The following is a 17,432-nucleotide window of genomic DNA, read 5'->3' on the forward strand; positions in this document are numbered from 1 at the left end:
TTGCCGCGCCTCGTCGCCACGCTCAGCCGGAGGCACCTCCGGTGAAGTGCCACGACGCCAGCCGCAGCGACGGCGCCGCCCACCAGGCACCGTCCACCCGGTCCGGTTGGCGCACCGCCCGCGCGCCGAGCCCGAGCACCGCCCCCGGCCCGAGCGCCCGCGGGTACGACTCGGTGAACCGCAGGTCACGGACCGCCCGGACGACAGTGCCGTCCTCGATCAGCCAGACGCCGTTGCGGGTCAAGCCGGTGACGACGAGGCTCTTCGGGTCGAGCACCCGGGTGTACCAGAGATCGGTGACCAGCAGCCCTCGGCGTACACCGGCCACCAACGCGGCGGTGTCCGCGTCGCCGACCGCCCCGGCCGCCGCGCCGGTGGTGCTCCGGCCCACTGCACTGGCCGGACCCGCCACCGCGCCGGTCAGCCGCAGGTTGCGGGGCATCGGGCCCCAGGTTGCACCCCCAGCGACCGCGTGCCCGGTGGACTCCGCGCCCGCCTCGGCAGCGGTCCGGCGATCGTGCGCCACCGCACGGGTGGTGCCCGCCTCGACGAGCGTCAGCGCCCGTCGGCCGGTGCCCTCCGCGTCGAACGGCAACCCGGACCCGCCCAGCGGGTCGTCCACCACTGTCACCGCCCTGTCGAACTGGGCCGCGCCCGGCTCGGCGAACGACTGCCGCTCGGCGTACCGCTTGCCGTTGAAGCCGAAGAACGACAGGTTCTGCAGGAGGTCCGCCACCGCGGCCGGCTCGAACACCACCTCGTAGTGCCCCGGCGGCAGCTCGACCGGGTCGGCCGCCGCCTGCACCTTCGCGGCCGCCTGCGCGCCCAACTCGGCGCCGTCGAGGTCGGACAGCCGGTCGGCGCTGCGCCGGGCCACCCCGTCGGCGCCATCGAGGCGGGCGATGCCGTCCATCGCCGCCTCCACCGAGCGGCCGTACGCCGAGTGCCCGGCCGAGTTGGCGAACGCCGACGAGCGGTGCGCGGTGCGGCAGTAACCGGCGGTGCTGAGGCCACCGGCGGCGGCCACGAACGCCCGCACCCGATCGGCCCGCTGATCCGGCTCAGCGTGCGCGGTGGCCTCGTCGACGGGCGGGGCGTCCGGCGTGGGCATGGGCAGGGTAAGCCCTGGCCAGCCCGGGTCGGGCGGGCAGAGCCGCGCCGCGGCCAGGGTGCGCTCCACCAGACCGGACAACCCGTCGGCGGTGACCACGCTCCCGCCACCGGCAGCCGTCCGACCGTCGACGTGCACCCGGAGCCGGACCCCGACGGTGGACTCGGAGACGTTCTGGTGGATGCCCGAGTTGGCGAACCGGGTCAGCGCCAGGTCCGCCCGCGTCACCACCGCCTCGGCCTGCGCGGCCGGACCGCCAAGACGCCGAACCAGCTCCACCACCTGCCCCGCCAGCTCGACCTCGCTCCTCGCGCTCACGCTGAGCCACCTTTCGTTCGCGACTGCGGGGCTCGCAAACCCGGCTCACTCCTCGCGCTCACGCTGACACCCCCACGCGGACGTTGCGGAACCGGGCCGGCGCGGCCGGGTGGCCGGTGTGCCCGATCTGGCCGGGCTGGCCCTTACCGCAGTTGGGCGTGCCCCAAGAGACCGTCTCGCTGGAGAGCATGTCCATCGAGCGCCAGAACAGGGGGCCGATCCCGGTGTACGTGGGGTTGCGCAGCATCCGCCCCCGCCGCCCCTTCTTGATCTCCCAGCCGACCTCGCACCCGAACTGGAAGTTGAGCCGCTTGTCGTCGATCGACCAGGACCGGTTGAGGTCCATCAACACGCCGTCGTCGGTGGCCGCGATGATCTCCTCCAGCGTGTGCGGGCCGGGTTCCAGGCCGACGTTGGTCATCCGCACCATCGGCAGCCGGGCCCACCCGTCGGCCCGTACGCTGCCGCCGTAGTCGAGGCTGGCCATGGCTGCGGAGTCCCGGCCGGCGAGCACGCCCACCCAGCGGCCGTCCCGGACCGCGTCCCGCTTGACCGCCGGGGAGCCCTCGTCGTCGAAACCGAAGCTGCCCAGCGCACCCGGGATCGTCGGGTCGATGGTGATGTTCATCAGCTCCGAGCCGTAACGCAGCGAGCCGAGCTGGGCCAGGTCCAGCCAGGACGTGCCGGCGAAGGCCGCCTCCCAGCCCAGGATCCGGTCCAGTTCGATGGCGTGACCGACCGACTCGTGGATCTGCAGGGCCAACTGCTCGCCGCCGAGGATCAGGTCTGTCTCGCCGGCCGGGCAGGCCGGCGCGGTGAGCAGCGCCCGGGACTCCTCGGCGATCTGCGCGGCGTGCGCGGCCAGGTCCAGCGACTCGACCAGCTCCCACCCGGTGGTGCCGTACTGCCCGCGGTAGCTCGGCCAGGAGCGGCGCTGCGTCTCGCCGTCGCCGATCGAGGTGGCCGAGATGCCGCCGCCGCACTCGCGGATGCGCTGGTCGATCCGGTGGCCCTCGCTGGAGACGAACCACTTCGCGGTGTCCCAGATCTGGTACAGGCCCTCGGCCAGGTCCGCGCCGTGCTCGGCCATCGTGCGGGTCGCGTCGACCAGCAGATCGCCCTTGTCGGACAGCGGCACCCCGAGCGGGTCGATCTGGCAGCCGGAGGCCCAGCTCGCGGTGACAGCCTGGACCGGCACCAGGTCGACCGAAGGGCCCGGCACCCGCGCGCTCGCCATGGCGGTCCGCGTCGCGCGCCGGCCGGCGTCGCGGGCGGCGGCGTCCGACAGATCGGGTACGGCGTGAAAGCCCCAACTCGCCCCGACCAGCGCTCTGACCCCGAGCCCGATGCTCTCGTCCTGGGTCAGTTCCTCCACGTCACCGTTGCGCGCGGTCATCGACTCGTAGCGGCGGTGCATCACCCGGGCGTCGGCGTACCGGGCGCCCGCGTCGAGGGCGGCCTGGACGGCGGCGGCGGCCGCGTCGAACTCGGTCATGGACCGACCCTAGGCCAGCGGACCGACACCCGTCAGGGGAGCAGTTCCTCCGGCCGGATGGTGGCCTTCACCGGCTCAGTCAGCTCCAACACCTCTCCCGGTCTGGTCACGGACTGCTCGGTGTAGTGACCGCCCCGCCGCCGGTACAGATGCACAGTGCCGCTGTCCTGCTCGACCAGGAGATACCACTCGATGCCGGCGGCGGCGTAGTAGTGCATCTTGAGGACTTTGTCGGTGGACGCGTTGCTCGGCGAGATGATTTCGCACACCAGCCGCACGTCACTCGCCTCGACGTTGAGCTCGTCGAAGTCGATCGGGCTGGTGATGACGAGATCGGGGATCGGAATCCGACCCGGCCTGAGCCGGACGTTCACCGCTTCCAGAACGTGCAGGCCGGCTTCGCGAACCGGGCCTCGCAGAATCGCGCGTAGTTCGCCCGAGATGTTTTGGTGCCGGGGGGTGGGGGCTGGGATCACGTGAAGGCTCCCGTCGAAGAGTTCGACGCGTTGCTGCGTCTCGCCGAGGGCGAGGTACTCCTCTTCGGTCCACGGGCCTTCGTGGTTGAACACCGCCGCGGTCATCGTCACCTCCGCCTCGTGCCACGGGCATCCTCTGCTGGCTGCTCGGCCAATCGTCGCACTTCACGTGCGTCCATGGCCATGAATGGGCGTGGATGGCGAGGTGACGGGGGTGCGGGGCCGATGCCGACTCGTTACGCTCGGGCCCGCTGACACGTGCCGACTTCGTAGCTTATTTTCACCCTCGGGACTTTGCTGTAAGTTCTCTTCGTCACTGAGGGAGGTGGCCGTGGACAGCTCGGAACCCTCGCCGTCCGGGGACCCGGACGACCGTCCCGCCGTGCCGGCGCAGCGCTCCGACCAGGACGCCTACCTGCGGGTGCGTGATCTTCGGGTCCGGTTCGACACCGAGGACGGCGTGGTGCGCGCGGTCGACGGGGTGTCGTTCGCCGTCGAGCGGGGCCGCACCCTCGGCATCGTGGGTGAGTCCGGCTCCGGCAAGAGCGTCACCTCGCTGGCGATCCTCGGCCTGCACGACCCGAAACGGACCACCATCACCGGGGAGATCTCCGTGGGTGGCCGGCAGGTGGTCGGCCTCGCCGACGAGGAGGTACGCCGGCTGCGCGGCCGGGACATGGCGATGATCTTCCAGGATCCACTGTCGGCGCTGCACCCTTACTACACGGTGGGCCGGCAGATCGCCGAGGCGTACGGGGTGCACCACCCGAAGGCCAACCGGCGCGAGGCCCGCCAGCGTGCTGTCGACATGCTGGACCGGGTCGGCATCCCGCAGCCGGCGCGTCGCTTCGACCAGTACGCCCACGAGTTCTCCGGCGGCATGCGCCAGCGGGCGATGATCGCGATGTCCCTGGTCAACGACCCGGCGCTGCTGATCGCCGACGAGCCGACCACCGCGTTGGACGTCACAGTGCAGGCGCAGATCCTGGACCTGCTCGCCGACCTCCAGGCCGAGTTCCACTCCGCGATCATCCTGATCACCCACGACCTCGGTGTGGTCGGCCAGGTCGCCGACGATGTGCTGGTCATGTACGGCGGGCGGGCCGTCGAGCGGGGCAGTGTCGAGCAGGTGCTCCGTGCGCCGCAGCATCCGTACACCTGGGGGTTGCTCTCCAGCGTGCCGTCGCTGCACGGCGACGCGGACGCGGACCTGGTGCCCATCCCCGGCAACCCGCCCAGCCTGATCAACCTGCCGTCGGGCTGCGCGTTCCACCCACGCTGCCGGTACGCGGACCGCGCCGGCAGCCGCTCCCGCACCGAGGTGCCCGAGCTGCGCCCAGCCGGGGCCGATGGCCACCTGGTCGCCTGTCACCTGAGCGCGGAGGAGCGCGCCGCGTTCTACGCCGAGGACATCGCACGAGTGGGGGTGGCTGTGTGAGGGCGAGGAACGTAGCGCAGCGGAGTACCGCAGTCCCGAACAGAGGACTGTGGAGATGACCGATGAACCGCTGCTGCGGGTACGCGGCCTGAGCAAGCACTTCCCGGTACGCCAGGGGCTGCGCGCCACCGGTCTGGTGCGGGCGGTCGACGGGCTCGACTTCGACGTGCGCCCGGGCGAGACGCTCGGCCTGGTGGGGGAGTCGGGCTGCGGCAAGACCACCACCGGTCGGATGCTGGTGCGGCTGCTGGAACCGACGAGCGGCAGCATCGAGTTCGACGGGCGGGACATCACGCACGCCGGCCGCCGGGAGTTGCGCCCGCTGCGCCAGGAACTCCAGATCATCTTCCAGGACCCGTACGCGTCGCTGAACCCTCGGCACACGGTGGGCCGGATCGTGGCGATGCCGCTACAGGTCAACGGAATCAAGCCGCCGGGTGGCATCAAGGCCCGTGTCCAGGAGTTGCTGGAGCTGGTCGGGCTGAACCCGGAGCACTACAACCGGTACCCGCACGAGTTCTCCGGTGGTCAACGCCAGCGCATCGGCATCGCCCGCGCGCTGGCCCTGCGGCCGAAGCTGATCGTCGCTGACGAGCCGGTGAGCGCGCTGGACGTCTCGATCCAGGCGCAGGTCGTCAACCTGCTGCGCGACCTGCAACGCGATCTTGGCCTGGCCTTCGTGTTCATCGCGCACGACCTGGCCGTGGTCCGGCACTTCTGCCAGCGGGTCGCGGTCATGTACCTGGGTCGGATCGTCGAGATCGGCGACCGGGCGGACATCTACGAGCGCCCACAGCACCCGTACACCCGGGCGTTGCTCTCGGCGATCCCGGACGTCACCCAGCTCGGCCCGGCGGGGCGGATCCGGCTGACCGGTGACGTGCCCACCCCGCTGGACCCGCCGTCGGGTTGTCGGTTCCGCACCCGGTGCTGGAAGGCGCAGGACATCTGCGCCACCGAGGAGCCCGCGCTGATCCCGCGTGACGGCGGCAACCAGGCCACCGCGTGTCACTTCCCCGAAGGGGAAGCGGCCAGCACGGGCCCCGAAGGGGAAGCGGCCAGCACGGGCCCCGAAGGGGAAGCGGGCCCCGCACGGGCAGACGCGAACGTCGAGGAGGTGTCGTCGTGAGCCTGTCCCCGGTGGAGGGTGTGGCGCTGGCCGAGATCGAGTCCGGTGGCGACGAGGGCGGAGCCGCGACCAAGGGCGTCGTGGGCCGTTCGCCCGGTCAGCTCGCCTGGCTGCGGCTGCGCCGCGACCGGACGGCGGTGATCAGCGGCGTACTCCTGGTCTTCTTCCTGTTGTTGGGGTTGGCCGCTCCGCTGATCGAGATGGTCTACGGGATCGGCCCGCGGGAGCAGTTCCAGAACATGCTGGACGGCTTCGGCATGCCGCTGGGGTACGCCGGCGGGGTCAGTGGCGAGCACTGGTTCGGTCTGGAGCCGGGGCTGGGCCGGGACATCTTCATCCGGCTGATCTACGGGCTGCGGACCTCGCTGTTCATCGCGTTCGCGGCGGCCCTGATCACCGCGACGATCGGGATCGTGCTGGGGGCGCTCGCCGGCTACCTCGGCGGCTGGCTCGACGCGGTGATCAACTGGATCACCGACCTGACCCTGGCCATGCCCTTCCTGATCATCGCGCTGGCGCTCACGCCCACCATCACGCTGCGCTTCTACGGTGAGCGGGGGCAGGTGTCGTCCGCCTTCGGGGTGGGCGTGCTGATCGCCGTCTTCGCCATCTTCGGCTGGACCAGCACGGCCCGGCTGGTTCGCGGGCAGGTGATAGCGCTGCGCGAGCGGGAGTTCGTGGAGGCGGCCCGGGCCAGCGGGGCCGGGTTGGGGCACATGCTCTTCCGGCAGTTGCTGCCGAACATCTGGGCGCCGATCCTGGTGTCCTTCTCCCTGGCGGTGCCGCAGTTCATCACCAGCGAGGCGGCGCTGTCGTTCATCGGCGTCGGCCTCAGCGACGAGACGCCGAGCTTCGGCCGAATGATCTACCGCAGTCTGGACTTCCTTCAGACCGACCCGGCGTACGTGTTCTTCCCGGGCATCACGATCTTCGCGCTGGTGTTCGCCTTCAACCTCTTCGGCGACGCGTTGCGGGACGCGCTCGACCCGAAGTCGTCCCGGTAGGGGTCAAAATCATGGCGCGATTTCTGCTCAAGCGACTCTTCTCCGCCACGCTGACCCTCTTCGCGGTGAGTGTGTTGACCTTCCTGATGTTCTTCGCCCTGCCGCGCGACCCGGTCAGCAGCATCTGCTCGAAGAACTGCAACCCGGAGCGTCTGGAGCGGGTCCGCGACGACCTGGGCCTGAACGACCCGCTGATCAGCCAGTACGCCGGCTACATGAAGGGCATCGTGACCGGTCGGGACCTGGGCAGCGCCCAGGGTGGCCGGTGCGACGCACCCTGCCTGGGCTGGTCGTACGTCACCAACGAGGCCGTCTCGGACACCATCGCCCGGGTGCTGCCGGTGACGCTGAGCATCGTGATCCCGGCGGCCATCCTCTGGTTGCTGCTCGGCGTGGGGCTCGGCATGGTGTCCGCGCTGCGTCGGGGCACCTGGCTGGACCGGCTGGCCATCGGCTTCTCGCTGACCGGCGCCTCGCTGCAGCTCTACTTCGTGGGCGCGGTGCTGCTGCTGGTGTTCGTCTACAACCTGCGGCTGTTGCCGGTGCCCAGCTACACCTCGATATTCGACAACCCGGCGAAATGGGCCAGCGGGCTGGTGCTGGCCTGGGTGGCGCTGGCCTTCCTCTTCTCGGCGATCTATGCACGGCTGTCCCGCGCGCAGATGTTGGAGACGCTGTCGGAGGACTTCGTCCGGACCGCGCGGGCCAAGGGCCTGGCCAAACCCACCGTGTACGGGCGACACGCGCTGCGCGCGGCGATCACTCCGGTGGTGACCATCGCCGGGCTGGACGTGGGCGGGGCGCTGGGCGGGACGGTGATCACCGAGACGACGTTCGGCATCCAGGGGTTGGGGCGCACGGCGGTGGACGCGGTGCGCTCGGGTGATCTGCCCACCATCATGGCCACCGTGCTGATCGCCGCGGTCTTCGTGGTGTTGGCGAACGTACTGGTGGACCTGCTCTACGCGGCCATCGACCCTCGGGTGCGGCTGCGCTGAGCTGTCGGTGGACGGGGCGCGGCCGGTGGCGAAATTTATCGACAACTGTTACACAACTCGTAGGTTTTCTTCCTTACGATCCTCGGGACGTCGGCGGTTCTCGCCCCGACGAAACCGCACGGCACATGGGTGAAGGGGGTACTTCATGAGACCACGCGTGGTGGCTGCCGCAGGCGGCGCGATCGCTCTGGTTGTGGCATTGGGTGCGTGCTCGAAGAACACGGGCGAGGGCACCACGGTGGACAGCGAGCGGAAGCAGACCGGGGTCATCGCGACCGACCCCAAGGACTCGCAGGGGCCGGCGGCCGAGGTGAGCGGCGCCGCGAAGGGCGGCACCTTCACCATCATCCGGGAGTCCCCGATCTCCCACCTGGACCCGCAGCGGACGTATTCGTTCGCCGGTCTGATGGCCAACCCCCTCTTCGCCCGCTACCTGACCACCTGGAAGGACGACGGCAAGGGCGGCCTGGTCCTGGTGGGCGACCTGGCCGAGACGCCGGGCAAGAACGTCAACAACGACTGCAAGGTCTGGGAATTCACCGTCAAGGACGGGGTGAAGTTCGAGGACGGCCGGCCGATCACCTCCAAGGAGATCGCGTACGGCATTGCTCGCTCCTTCGACCCGGACCTGTCCGGCGGCCCGACCTACATCCAGGAGTGGCTGGCCGACACCCCGCAGTTCGACACCAAGTGGGACTTCAAGAAGAACAAGACGTCGCTGCCCCCCGGCCTGAGCACGCCGGATGCCAAGACGCTGCGCTTCGAGTTCGCCAAGCCCCGCTGTGACCTGCCGTTCGCTGTCTCGCTGCCGACCACCGCGCCGCTGCCCGCCGACAAGGACACCGGCGTCGACCTGGACAAGCAGCCGTTCTCGTCCGGCCCGTACAAGGTCGCCAAGAACCAGGTCGGCGTGCAGATCACCCTGGACCGCAACCCCAACTGGGACCCGAAGACCGACCCGGTCCGGCACCAGTATCCGGACCAGTTCGTCTGGACCTTCGGCCCCACCGCGGACGCCGCCAACAACCGGGTGATCGCCGACAACGGCGCCGACCAGAGCGCGCTCGCCTTCAACACGGTGCCCGCCTCGCTGGTCGCCAAGGTGGCCGGGGACGCGTCGCTGAAGTCCCGGACGCTCCTCTCGCCGACTCCGAGCGCAAACCAGCTCGTCATCAACAACCAGCGGGTCACCGACCTGAAGGTGCGTCAGGCGCTCAACTACGCCATCGATCGCGAAGGCATGATCAAGGCGCTCGGCGGTCAGACCGTCGCCGCGCCGCTGACCACGCTGATGCCGCCGGCCACCATCGGCTACAAGGCGTACGACGTCTACCCGGCGGGCGCCAACGGCAACGTCGACAAGGTCAAGGAGCTGCTCGGCGGCAAGACGCCGGAGCTGGTTCTCGGTGTCGCCGACAACTCGACCGAGCAGCAGCAGGGCGCCCAGCTCAAGGCGAACCTGGAGCGCGCCGGCTTCAAGATCACCGTCCGGAACATCTCGGACGACGCGAAGCTCGACGAGATCAAGAAGAAGAACAACCCCTGGGACCTCTACATCGGTAACTGGGCGGCGGACTGGCCCAGCGGGGCGTCAATCCTGCCGGTGCTCTACGACGGCCGGACCATCAAGGCCGAGGGCAACAGCAACCAGTCCTACTTCAACGACCCGACGATCAACGCTGAAATGGACCGCATCCTGGCCATGCCCCCGGCCGACCAGGGACCGGAGTGGGCCAAGCTCGACGAGCGGATCATGAAGGAGCACGCACCGGTGGTGCCGTTCTACGTCGACGTGGCCTACAACGTGCACGGATCCAAGGCCGGCGGGATCTTCATCTCCAGCGTCTTCGGCTACCCGTCGTTCGTGAACGCGTACGTCAAGCCGTAAGTCACACCGCAGACCAGCAGGGTCCCCTTCCGACAACGTCGTCGGGAGGGGACCCTGCTGTCATGGACTGGTACCCGCCCATCGAACCGTACGACTCCGGGATGCTCAGCGTCGGCCACGGCAACGAGCTCTACTGGGAACTGTGTGGGAACCCCGGCGGCAAACCCGCGGTGTTCCTGCACGGCGGCCCCGGCGGTGGTCTGCTCCCCGGCAATCGGCAGTACTTCGACCCGTCCGGCTACCGCGTCATGCTGTTCGACCAGCGAAACTGCGGTCGCAGCCGGCCCTTCGCGGGCGACCCGGAGACGTCACTGGAACACAACACCACCCCGCATCTGGTGGCGGACATCGAGCAGCTACGCGAGCACCTGAGGATCGAGCGTTGGCTCGTCTTCGGAGGCAGTTGGGGCAGCACCCTCGCCCTGGCCTACGCGCAGGCCCATCCCGAGCGGGTCACCGAACTCGTGCTCCGCGGCGTGTGGTTGGTTCGCAGGTCCGACGAGGCATGGGCGTTCACCCCGGCGGGGGCGGCGCACCTTTTTCCCGCCGAATGGGCGGCATTTCGTGGCGCGATCCCCGTCGCGGAACAGGACGACCTTGTCGGCGCTTACGGCCGCCGCATCGCCGACCCGGACCCCGCGGTCCACGGCCCGGCGGCCCGCGCCTGGATGAACTGGGAACTCTCGGCCAACACACTGCTGCCGATGGCGCCGCCCGGCATCGACGACGCCAGCCTGCTGGCGTTCGCCCGCATCACACACCACTACATCAGTAACGGCGGCTTCCTCCCGCGGGAAGGCCTCCTGGCGGGCGTCGACCGCATTCGTCACATCCCGACGGTGATCGTGAACGGCCGATACGACATCAAGACGCCACCGAACCAAGCCTGGGACCTACATCGGGCCTGGCCTGAGGCGACGTTCCACATCGTGGAGGACGCCGGACACAGCGGCTCCGAACCCGGCACCCGCAGCCTGCTCATCGAAGCCACCACCCGGTTCCTCGCGCCAATGTGATCGTGAGTCGACGTGTCGGCCGTGCGGTGAGCAGAACGGCCACTGCCGTCCGGGCCAGCCGAAGCGCGAGCGAGAGACCCGGCATCGACGCCATGTGGCTCAGGTCACTCCTGTTGGGTGTCAAGGTCCGAGGTGCGGCAGCGAGGTAGCGGCAAGCAGCCACCACGGAGGAATCTCATGGCCACCCTCGCCGCCACCGCCCCCACCCGCCGCCGCTCGTCCGAGCGCCTGCTCCTCGCCGGCAGCCTCGCCGGACCGCTCTTCTTCGCCTCGGCCGTGACGCAGATGCTCACCCGCGAGGGCTACGACATCACCCGGCACCCGATCAGCCAGCTGGCCACCGGACGTCTCGGCTGGATCCAGATCACCACCTTCGTGCTCGCCGGCCTGGGCGGGATCGCCCTCGCCGTCGGCGCCCGACGCACGCTCACCCACGGCACCGGCCGACGTGCGCTGCCAATCCTCGTCGGGATCTTCGGTGCCGGGCTCGTCGCGGCCGGGGCGTTCACAATGGATCCGGAGTACGGCTTCCCAGTGGGGACTCCAGACGGGCCGGTCGACGAGATGTCCTGGCACAGCGTCGCGCACTCGGCGGCGGCCGCCATCGCCTTCACCGCGCTGGCCGGCGCCGCCATCGTGCTGACGATCCGTCACATCCGCCGTCGGGCCGTCCTGCCGGCGGTGCTGAACGGCCTTGCCGCGCTCATCCTGCTGATGCCGATGTCACCGAGCCACATGAGCATCCAGATCGCCGTGAACGGCCTGGTCGCCTTCACCTGGACGACGGTCGTCGCCCTCTCCCTGCGCCGTTCGAACCAATCGGCGTAGCGTGGCCCGAGCCCCACGAGCACGAGGATGACCATGAAGTATCTGCTGCTCAGCTACACGCCGGCCGCCGCCTGGGACGCCGCGACCGCCGACACCGCGTCCGAGGAAGCGCTGGCCGCGTTCGCCGCGTACCAGCGGTTCGAACAGGAGCTGATCGAGACCGGCGAATTCGTCAGCAGCGAAGGGCTCGGTCACCCGGTGGTCAGCACCACGGTCCGCAGGGCCCCGACCGGTGTGGTGGCCACCGACGGCCCGTTCGTCGAACTCAAGGAGGTCCTGGCCAGCTTCGCGGTGATCGACGTGGGCAGTCAGGAGCGCGCCGTGGAGATCGTCTCCCGGATGGTCGAGGTGCTGGGCGAGCCGATGGAGATCCGGCCGATCATGGGGGCGGACTTCGCGGCATGACTGCCCGGACCCACCGTCACCGAACGGCAGCATCGGCGTGACGCCGGACGTCGAGCACCTGCTGCGCACCGAGGCGCCGCAGGTCCTCGGCGCGCTGGTGCGGCGCTTCGGCCACTTCGACATCGCCGAGGACGCGGTCCAGGAGGCGCTGCTGGTGGCGAGCAGGACGTGGCCGGCCGACGGCGTGCCGGAGAACCCGCGCAGCTGGCTGATCCGCATCGGGTACCGGCGGATGATCGACCTGCTCCGCGCCGACCAGGCTCGACGCCGCCGCGAGCGGCACGCCGGCATGAGCGAGCTGGCGATGCAGGATCCGGCCCGCAGGGCGCGCCCTGCGGTGGACACCGACGAGAGCCTCACGCTCCTGCTGCTCTGCTGCCACCCCGCGCTGAGCCTGACCTCCCAGGTGGCGCTCACCCTGCGCGCGGTCGGCGGCCTGACGACCACCGAGATCGCACACGCCTACGGGACTACCGAGAACACCATGGGCGCCCGGATCAGCCGCGCCAAACAGCAACTGGCCCGCGCCGGCGCCCGGTTCACCCCGCCGACCGACGCCGACCGCGACAGCCGGCTGAACGCCGTCATGCAGGTCCTCTACCTGATCTTCAACGAGGGCTACACCGCCTCCACCGGAGACGAACTCACCCGCGTGGACCTGACCCGCGAGGCGACCCGGCTGACCCGCATGCTCCACGACGCCCTGCCCGACGACCCCGAGGTGACCGGGCTACTCGCCTTGATGCTGCTGACCGAGTCGCGGCGCGCTGCCCGTGCCGACGGCGACGAACTGGTGCCACTGGACGGGCAGGACCGGACCCGATGGGATCCCGAGCTGATCCGCGAGGGCACCGACCTGATCAACGGCGTCTGGCGGCGGCGCGAGGTCGGCACGTACCAGCTACAGGCGGCGATCGCGGCCGTGCACGCCGCTGCCACGTCACCGGACCAGACGGACTGGCCCCAGATCGCGGCGCTCTACCTGGGACTGGAACACCTCAGCCCGACCGCGCCGGTGCGGCTGAGCCGGGTGGTCGCGGTCGCGCACGCGTACGGGTCGGCCCGAGGGCTGGCCCTGCTCGACGACCTCAACCGGGTCCACCACCTGGACGAGGAACCGCTGACCCGGCAACGCGAACGCGCGATCCGCGCACATCTGCTCGAGATGACCGGTGACACGGCTGGCGCGGCGGCCCGGTACCGCGAAGCAGCCGTGCTGACCCAGAACCAGGTCGAACAGCGGTACCTCCAACGCCGAGCCCACCGCCTCGGCTGACCGATCCTCGGCCCGAGCTGCTGAGCTGCGGATCAGGGGACCAGCACCACGCCACCGCGCACGCCGCCTCGGGCCAGCCGCTGCCTGGGAGTGCTGCGTCTGTTGTCGGACGTCCGCTGGTACTGGTTCAGGTTGGCCGCGATCCTGCTCTTCGCCGCGCCGTTCCCCCTCTTTGTAATCAGCGCCTACGGTCCGCCGGAAGCTCTGCCCGTGGCAGCCGCCCAGGTGCTGATGGCACTGCTCATCGTGCAGCCCAGGCCGAATTCGGGCGGCTGGGCGAACCGAGATCCCGCCCTGAAGACCATCGGTGGTAGCTGAACGGGCCGGCGTGGACCGTCGAGCCGTTCCACGCGCTGCCCGACGGCGTGGTCGCTCAGGAGGCTCGATGTGCCGCGCCCAGGTGTCGAATGCTGCTCACAGCAGGTGGGTGCGGAGGAAGTCGAGCTCCAGGGGGAGTAGCCGCTCGGCGGTGCCGTTCGCGGCCATGTGCGTAGCCCCGGTCAGCGGCAGCACGGCGTGCGGTCGGCCGGTGCTCAGCAGGGCGGCCGAGAGCCGGAGGGTGTGCGCGGCCACCACGTTGTCGTCGGCCATGCCGTGCACCAGCAGCAACGGGCGGGCGTGATCCGGGCTGGTGACCGGTTCGGCGGCCAACTCGACCAGCGAATGGTGCGCGTAGATGTCCTGGCCGTCTTCCGGCAACCCCAGATAACGCTCGGTGTACGCGGTGTCGTACAGCGCCCAGTCGGTCACCGGGGCACCCGCGATCCCGCACCGGAACAGCTCCGGGTGACGCAGCACCGCCAAGCCGGCCAGCCACCCGCCGAACGACCAACCGCGCACCCCCACCCGTCCCAGGTCCAGGTCCGGGTGCTTGCCGGCGAGCGCGGTCAGCGCGTCGATCTGGTCGGTCAGGACAACGTCGGCGACCCGCCGGTGGATCGCCTTCTCGAACGACGGGGCCACGCCCGGCGTACCCCGGTTGTCGATGGTGACCACCGCGAACCCGGCGTCGGCCCACCACTGCCGCTCCAACCACGCGGCCCGCGCCGCCACGACCTCCTGGTGCCCCGGGCCGCCGTAGATGTCCAACAGCACCGGCAGCCGCCGGCCCGTCACGTGGTTGTCCGGGTAGAGCACCGCCGCCGGCAGCCGCCGGTCGGTCACCCGTTCGAGCAGCGGCAGCGGAGAATACGGCGGGGCGGCGGCGAACGAGCGCAACTCGGCGATCTCCTGATCGCCGCGACGCACCGTCCAGCGCACCCCGGCGTGATCCAGCGACGCGACCCCGACGGCCAGCACGTCCCCGCCCACAGCGGCGGTGTACCAGCCGGAGTCGGTGGTGAGCCGACGCGCGTCCACCCCACCGCCGATGGTGGTGCGGACCCGGAACAGGTGCCGCTCGCTCGGCTCGCCGTCGCTCGCCTCCACCAGCAGGTCGGCCGGGCCGGTGGCGGCCGGCAGCCGACCCACCACCCGTCGTACGTACAGCGACGGCGGGGTGAGCAGGGTGCCGTCCGCGAACAGGCACCGGGCGTCGTACCCGTCGTGGGCAAGTTCCCCGCCGACCAGTACGCGGCCGTCCGGCAGGTGCGCGGGGGTCCCGGCGATCGGTTCAACCCAGCGCGGATCGGCCAGCTCGGCGTGCACCTGCGTCTCACCTGTGCGCGGGTCGACCGCCAGCACCAGCCCATGCTGCTGCGAACGGCGCAGCACGGTGATCAACGGAGTGCCCTCACCCCAGCTCACCCCGGTCAGGTACGGGTAGGTCTCCCGGTCCCAGTGCACGTCGACCCAGCCGTCGTCCAGGTCCAGCAGGTGCAGGCTGACCTCCGCGTTCGGCCCACCGGCCCGGGGGTACGCGACGGCGGTCGGCGGGCTCGCCGGCTCGGCCGGGTCGTGCAGGTGCCACCGCTCCAGGCGGGACTCGTCGACCCGCGCGGCCAGCACCGAACGGCTGTCCGGCGCCCACCAGTACCCCCGGAACCGGCCGAACTCCTCGGCCGCGATGTGCTCGGCCAACCCCCAGCTCACCCCGGCGTCCTCGCCGGCCAGCAGGGTGTCGGTGCCGTCGGGGTCGATCACCCGCAGTTCACCCCGACGCACCCCTTCGGCGGCGTCCGTCACGTACGCCAGCCGCTGCCCGCTCGGGTCCGGACGTGGGTCCAGCACCGGGCCGGTGGTCACCACCTCCACCACGTCGCCGTGCACCAGATCGGCCCGGAACAACCGCCCGGCCAGCGCGAACACCGCAACCCGGCCAGCCGCGTCCAACGCGTACGAGCCGATGCCGGCGGCGCTGAGCCGCAGCCGCTCGCGGAGCGCGCGTTCGCCGGGGGAGAGGGAGCGGACGTCCCCGCCCTCGCCCAGCAGGGTCGCCGGATCGGCGACCAGCCGCTCCTCGCCGGTGCTCACGTCCAACAGCCAGAGCGCGTCCGCCGGATCCTCGGGGCCGGCGGAGCGCAGGAAGATCACCCGGGAGCCGTCCTCAGCCACCGAGACAGCGCGTGGCGCGCCGTGGCTGAACCGGCGGGTGCGGGCGGCCAGCTCCGGAAAGTCCACACGCCAAATCGTAGAGCCGGAGCGGGGGTGATGTGGCCGACCTGGGCGGACGCGTCAGCGTTGGCTGGGCCGAACCGCCAGTTAGAGTGACCGTCGTGACGATGCTGCCCGACCGCCGCCTGCTGCTGGTCCACGCGCACCCCGACGACGAGTCGATCGGCACCGGCTCGACGATGGCCCACTACGCCGCCGAGGGCGCGCACGTCACGCTGGTGACCTGCACGCTCGGCGAGGAGGGCGAGATCCACGTGCCAGCGCTGGCACAGCTCGCCGCCGCCGAGGCCGACCAGCTCGGCGGGTACCGGGTGGCCGAGCTGGCCGCCGCGTGCGCCGCGCTCGGCGTCAGCGACCACCGTTTCCTCGGCGGCGCCGGCCGCTACCGTGACTCCGGGATGATGGGGCTCGCGACGAACGAGCACCCCCGGGCGTTCTGGCAGGCCGACCTCGACGAGGCCGCCGGGCACCTCGTGGAGATCCTGCGAGAGGTACGCCCGCAGGTGCTCGTCACGTACGACCCGAACGGGTTCTACGGCCACCCCGACCACATCCAGGCGCACCGGGTGGCCATGCGCGCCGTCGAGCTGGCCGCCGAGGAGGGCTGCGCCCCGCTCAAGGTCTACTGGACGGCCCTGCCGCTCAGCGTGCTGGAGGCCGGCATGACGCATTTCGCCGAGTCGTCCGACAACCCGTTCGGCGGCATCGAGGACATCGCCGACCTGCCCTTCGGCACCCCGGACGCCCAGATCGGTGCCCGGATCGACGGCACCGACCAGCACACGGCCAAGGAGGCCGCGATGCGGGCGCACGCCACCCAGATCCCGGCCAACTCGTGGCTCTACTCGATCGCCGGCAACTTCGGTGGCGAGTTCATGGGCGTGGAGTTCTTCACGCTCGCGCTGGGGGAGAAGGGCCCGGGTGCCGGGCCGTACGGCTGGGAGGACGACCTCTTCGCCGGCCTGCCCGCGGAGACCGCCCCGGACCGGTCCCCGGTCGCGGCGGCGGGTTCCCGGTGACCCTGCCGGCCGCACCGATGACGGTTGTGGAGGACCAGGAAGCCCCGCCCCCGGCGGGGCCACCGCCGCGCCTGCTGGACCTGGGCGTCCGGCTGGTCGGTGGGATCGTCGTGGTCATCGCTGGTGTGCTGACCGGCGTACTGGAGCTGCTGCTCGCCACGCTCCGCGTCGGCGGGCAACTGGTCGGCGTGTCGGTGCTCCTCGCCATCGGCGCCAACATCCTGCTGAGCTGGTTCGCGTACGAGGCGGTCGGCCGTCGCTGGGCGGTGGCGCTGCCGGCGGTGCCGTGGTTCGCGCTGATGGCGGTCGCCGCCATCCGAACCAACGAGGGCGACCTGTTGCTGGCCGGCGACAACTGGGTCGGGCTGGCCATGATCGTGGCCGGCGCGATGACCTTCGCGGTGATGGGCTTCCGGCAGATCCTCGCCCCACAGCCGACCATGCTGGGCGGCTGACGCCGGGCTGGGGTCCGGCCGCT

General features: G+C 70.8%; 16 protein-coding genes. 12 read left to right on the forward strand and 4 right to left on the reverse strand.

The window, feature by feature from the left end; translation table 11 throughout:
* Positions 1-22: 22 nt before the first annotated feature.
* The 3 genes from ACGF3C_RS08840 to ACGF3C_RS08850 are packed head-to-tail and all read right to left on the reverse strand — an operon-like array spanning position 23 to position 3,505.
* Entirely contained in the window at positions 23-1,429 is a 1,407-nt protein-coding gene (locus tag ACGF3C_RS08840) for a TldD/PmbA family protein (RefSeq protein ID WP_393220150.1), read from the reverse strand.
* 58 nt (positions 1,430-1,487) lie between these two features.
* A complete protein-coding gene (locus ACGF3C_RS08845; RefSeq protein ID WP_357199827.1) occupies positions 1,488-2,924 on the reverse strand; it encodes a TldD/PmbA family protein in 1,437 nt (478 codons plus the stop codon).
* A gap of 32 nt (positions 2,925-2,956) precedes the next feature.
* Positions 2,957-3,505: a Uma2 family endonuclease gene (locus ACGF3C_RS08850; RefSeq protein WP_393220154.1), complete on the reverse strand. Its 549-nt coding sequence runs from the start codon at positions 3,503-3,505 to the stop codon at positions 2,957-2,959.
* A 277-nt stretch (positions 3,506-3,782) separates the two neighbouring features.
* Here ACGF3C_RS08850 and ACGF3C_RS08855 point away from each other — a divergent pair, with 277 nt between their 5' ends.
* From ACGF3C_RS08855 to ACGF3C_RS08900, 10 genes are all read left to right on the forward strand, one after another.
* On the forward strand, positions 3,783-4,838 hold the full coding sequence (locus ACGF3C_RS08855) for an ABC transporter ATP-binding protein (RefSeq protein ID WP_393220766.1): 1,056 nt from the start codon (positions 3,783-3,785) through the stop codon (positions 4,836-4,838).
* A gap of 55 nt (positions 4,839-4,893) precedes the next feature.
* A complete protein-coding gene (locus tag ACGF3C_RS08860) occupies positions 4,894-5,967 on the forward strand; it encodes an ABC transporter ATP-binding protein (protein WP_393220157.1) in 1,074 nt (357 codons plus the stop codon).
* Entirely contained in the window at positions 5,964-6,971 is a 1,008-nt protein-coding gene (locus ACGF3C_RS08865) for an ABC transporter permease (RefSeq protein WP_357234367.1), read from the forward strand. Before ACGF3C_RS08860 ends, ACGF3C_RS08865 begins: the two co-directional genes overlap by 4 nt.
* A gap of 11 nt (positions 6,972-6,982) precedes the next feature.
* Entirely contained in the window at positions 6,983-7,969 is a 987-nt protein-coding gene (locus ACGF3C_RS08870; protein ID WP_112604983.1) for an ABC transporter permease, read from the forward strand.
* 145 nt (positions 7,970-8,114) lie between these two features.
* The gene (locus ACGF3C_RS08875) at positions 8,115-9,857 is read left to right on the forward strand and encodes an ABC transporter substrate-binding protein (protein WP_393220163.1); all 1,743 of its coding nucleotides are present in this window, start codon (positions 8,115-8,117) and stop codon (positions 9,855-9,857) included.
* A gap of 62 nt (positions 9,858-9,919) precedes the next feature.
* Entirely contained in the window at positions 9,920-10,873 is a 954-nt protein-coding gene (gene pip, locus ACGF3C_RS08880; RefSeq protein WP_357230378.1) for a prolyl aminopeptidase, read from the forward strand.
* Positions 10,874-11,050: 177 nt separating this feature from the next.
* Positions 11,051-11,701: a DUF998 domain-containing protein gene (locus ACGF3C_RS08885; RefSeq protein ID WP_393220166.1), complete on the forward strand. Its 651-nt coding sequence runs from the start codon at positions 11,051-11,053 to the stop codon at positions 11,699-11,701.
* A gap of 27 nt (positions 11,702-11,728) precedes the next feature.
* Positions 11,729-12,106 carry a YciI family protein gene (locus ACGF3C_RS08890; RefSeq protein WP_393220169.1) on the forward strand — a complete coding sequence of 126 codons (378 nt, stop codon included), beginning with the start codon at positions 11,729-11,731 and terminating at the stop codon, positions 12,104-12,106.
* A gap of 37 nt (positions 12,107-12,143) precedes the next feature.
* Positions 12,144-13,382, forward strand: a complete 1,239-nt coding sequence (locus ACGF3C_RS08895; protein ID WP_357230372.1) for a sigma-70 family RNA polymerase sigma factor — start codon at positions 12,144-12,146, stop codon at positions 13,380-13,382.
* A 90-nt stretch (positions 13,383-13,472) separates the two neighbouring features.
* Positions 13,473-13,700 carry a hypothetical protein gene (locus tag ACGF3C_RS08900; protein ID WP_357230370.1) on the forward strand — a complete coding sequence of 76 codons (228 nt, stop codon included), beginning with the start codon at positions 13,473-13,475 and terminating at the stop codon, positions 13,698-13,700.
* A gap of 96 nt (positions 13,701-13,796) precedes the next feature.
* Here ACGF3C_RS08900 and ACGF3C_RS08905 read toward each other — a convergent pair whose 3' ends face one another.
* Complete coding sequence (locus tag ACGF3C_RS08905; protein WP_357230368.1) at positions 13,797-15,941, reverse strand: prolyl oligopeptidase family serine peptidase; 2,145 nt, start codon at positions 15,939-15,941, stop codon at positions 13,797-13,799.
* Positions 15,942-16,027: 86 nt separating this feature from the next.
* On the opposite strand from ACGF3C_RS08905, the gene mshB reads away from it, so the two are divergent.
* The gene (mshB, locus tag ACGF3C_RS08910; RefSeq protein ID WP_357230366.1) at positions 16,028-16,954 is read left to right on the forward strand and encodes an N-acetyl-1-D-myo-inositol-2-amino-2-deoxy-alpha-D-glucopyranoside deacetylase; all 927 of its coding nucleotides are present in this window, start codon (positions 16,028-16,030) and stop codon (positions 16,952-16,954) included.
* A 17-nt stretch (positions 16,955-16,971) separates the two neighbouring features.
* A complete protein-coding gene (locus tag ACGF3C_RS08915; RefSeq protein WP_357230364.1) occupies positions 16,972-17,409 on the forward strand; it encodes a hypothetical protein in 438 nt (145 codons plus the stop codon).
* Positions 17,410-17,432: the final 23 nt, after the last annotated feature.

Origin of the sequence: Micromonospora sp. NPDC047762 (genome assembly GCF_043204655.1) — a bacterium.
Taxonomy (GTDB): domain Bacteria; phylum Actinomycetota; class Actinomycetes; order Mycobacteriales; family Micromonosporaceae; genus Micromonospora.

Excerpts from the sequence above, each read along its gene's own strand:
- ACGF3C_RS08915 (WP_357230364.1), top strand. The coding sequence starts at position 16,972 with ATGACGGTTGTGGAGGACCAGGAAGCCCCGCCCCCGGCGGGGCCACCG.
- ACGF3C_RS08870 (WP_112604983.1), top strand. The coding sequence starts at position 6,983 with ATGGCGCGATTTCTGCTCAAGCGACTCTTCTCCGCCACGCTGACCCTC.
- pip (WP_357230378.1), top strand. The coding sequence starts at position 9,920 with ATGGACTGGTACCCGCCCATCGAACCGTACGACTCCGGGATGCTCAGC.
- ACGF3C_RS08875 (WP_393220163.1), top strand. The coding sequence starts at position 8,115 with ATGAGACCACGCGTGGTGGCTGCCGCAGGCGGCGCGATCGCTCTGGTT.
- ACGF3C_RS08860 (WP_393220157.1), top strand. The coding sequence starts at position 4,894 with ATGACCGATGAACCGCTGCTGCGGGTACGCGGCCTGAGCAAGCACTTC.
- ACGF3C_RS08885 (WP_393220166.1), top strand. The coding sequence starts at position 11,051 with ATGGCCACCCTCGCCGCCACCGCCCCCACCCGCCGCCGCTCGTCCGAG.
- ACGF3C_RS08890 (WP_393220169.1), top strand. The coding sequence starts at position 11,729 with ATGACCATGAAGTATCTGCTGCTCAGCTACACGCCGGCCGCCGCCTGG.
- ACGF3C_RS08850 (WP_393220154.1), bottom strand. The coding sequence starts at position 3,505 with ATGACCGCGGCGGTGTTCAACCACGAAGGCCCGTGGACCGAAGAGGAG.
- ACGF3C_RS08845 (WP_357199827.1), bottom strand. The coding sequence starts at position 2,924 with ATGACCGAGTTCGACGCGGCCGCCGCCGCCGTCCAGGCCGCCCTCGAC.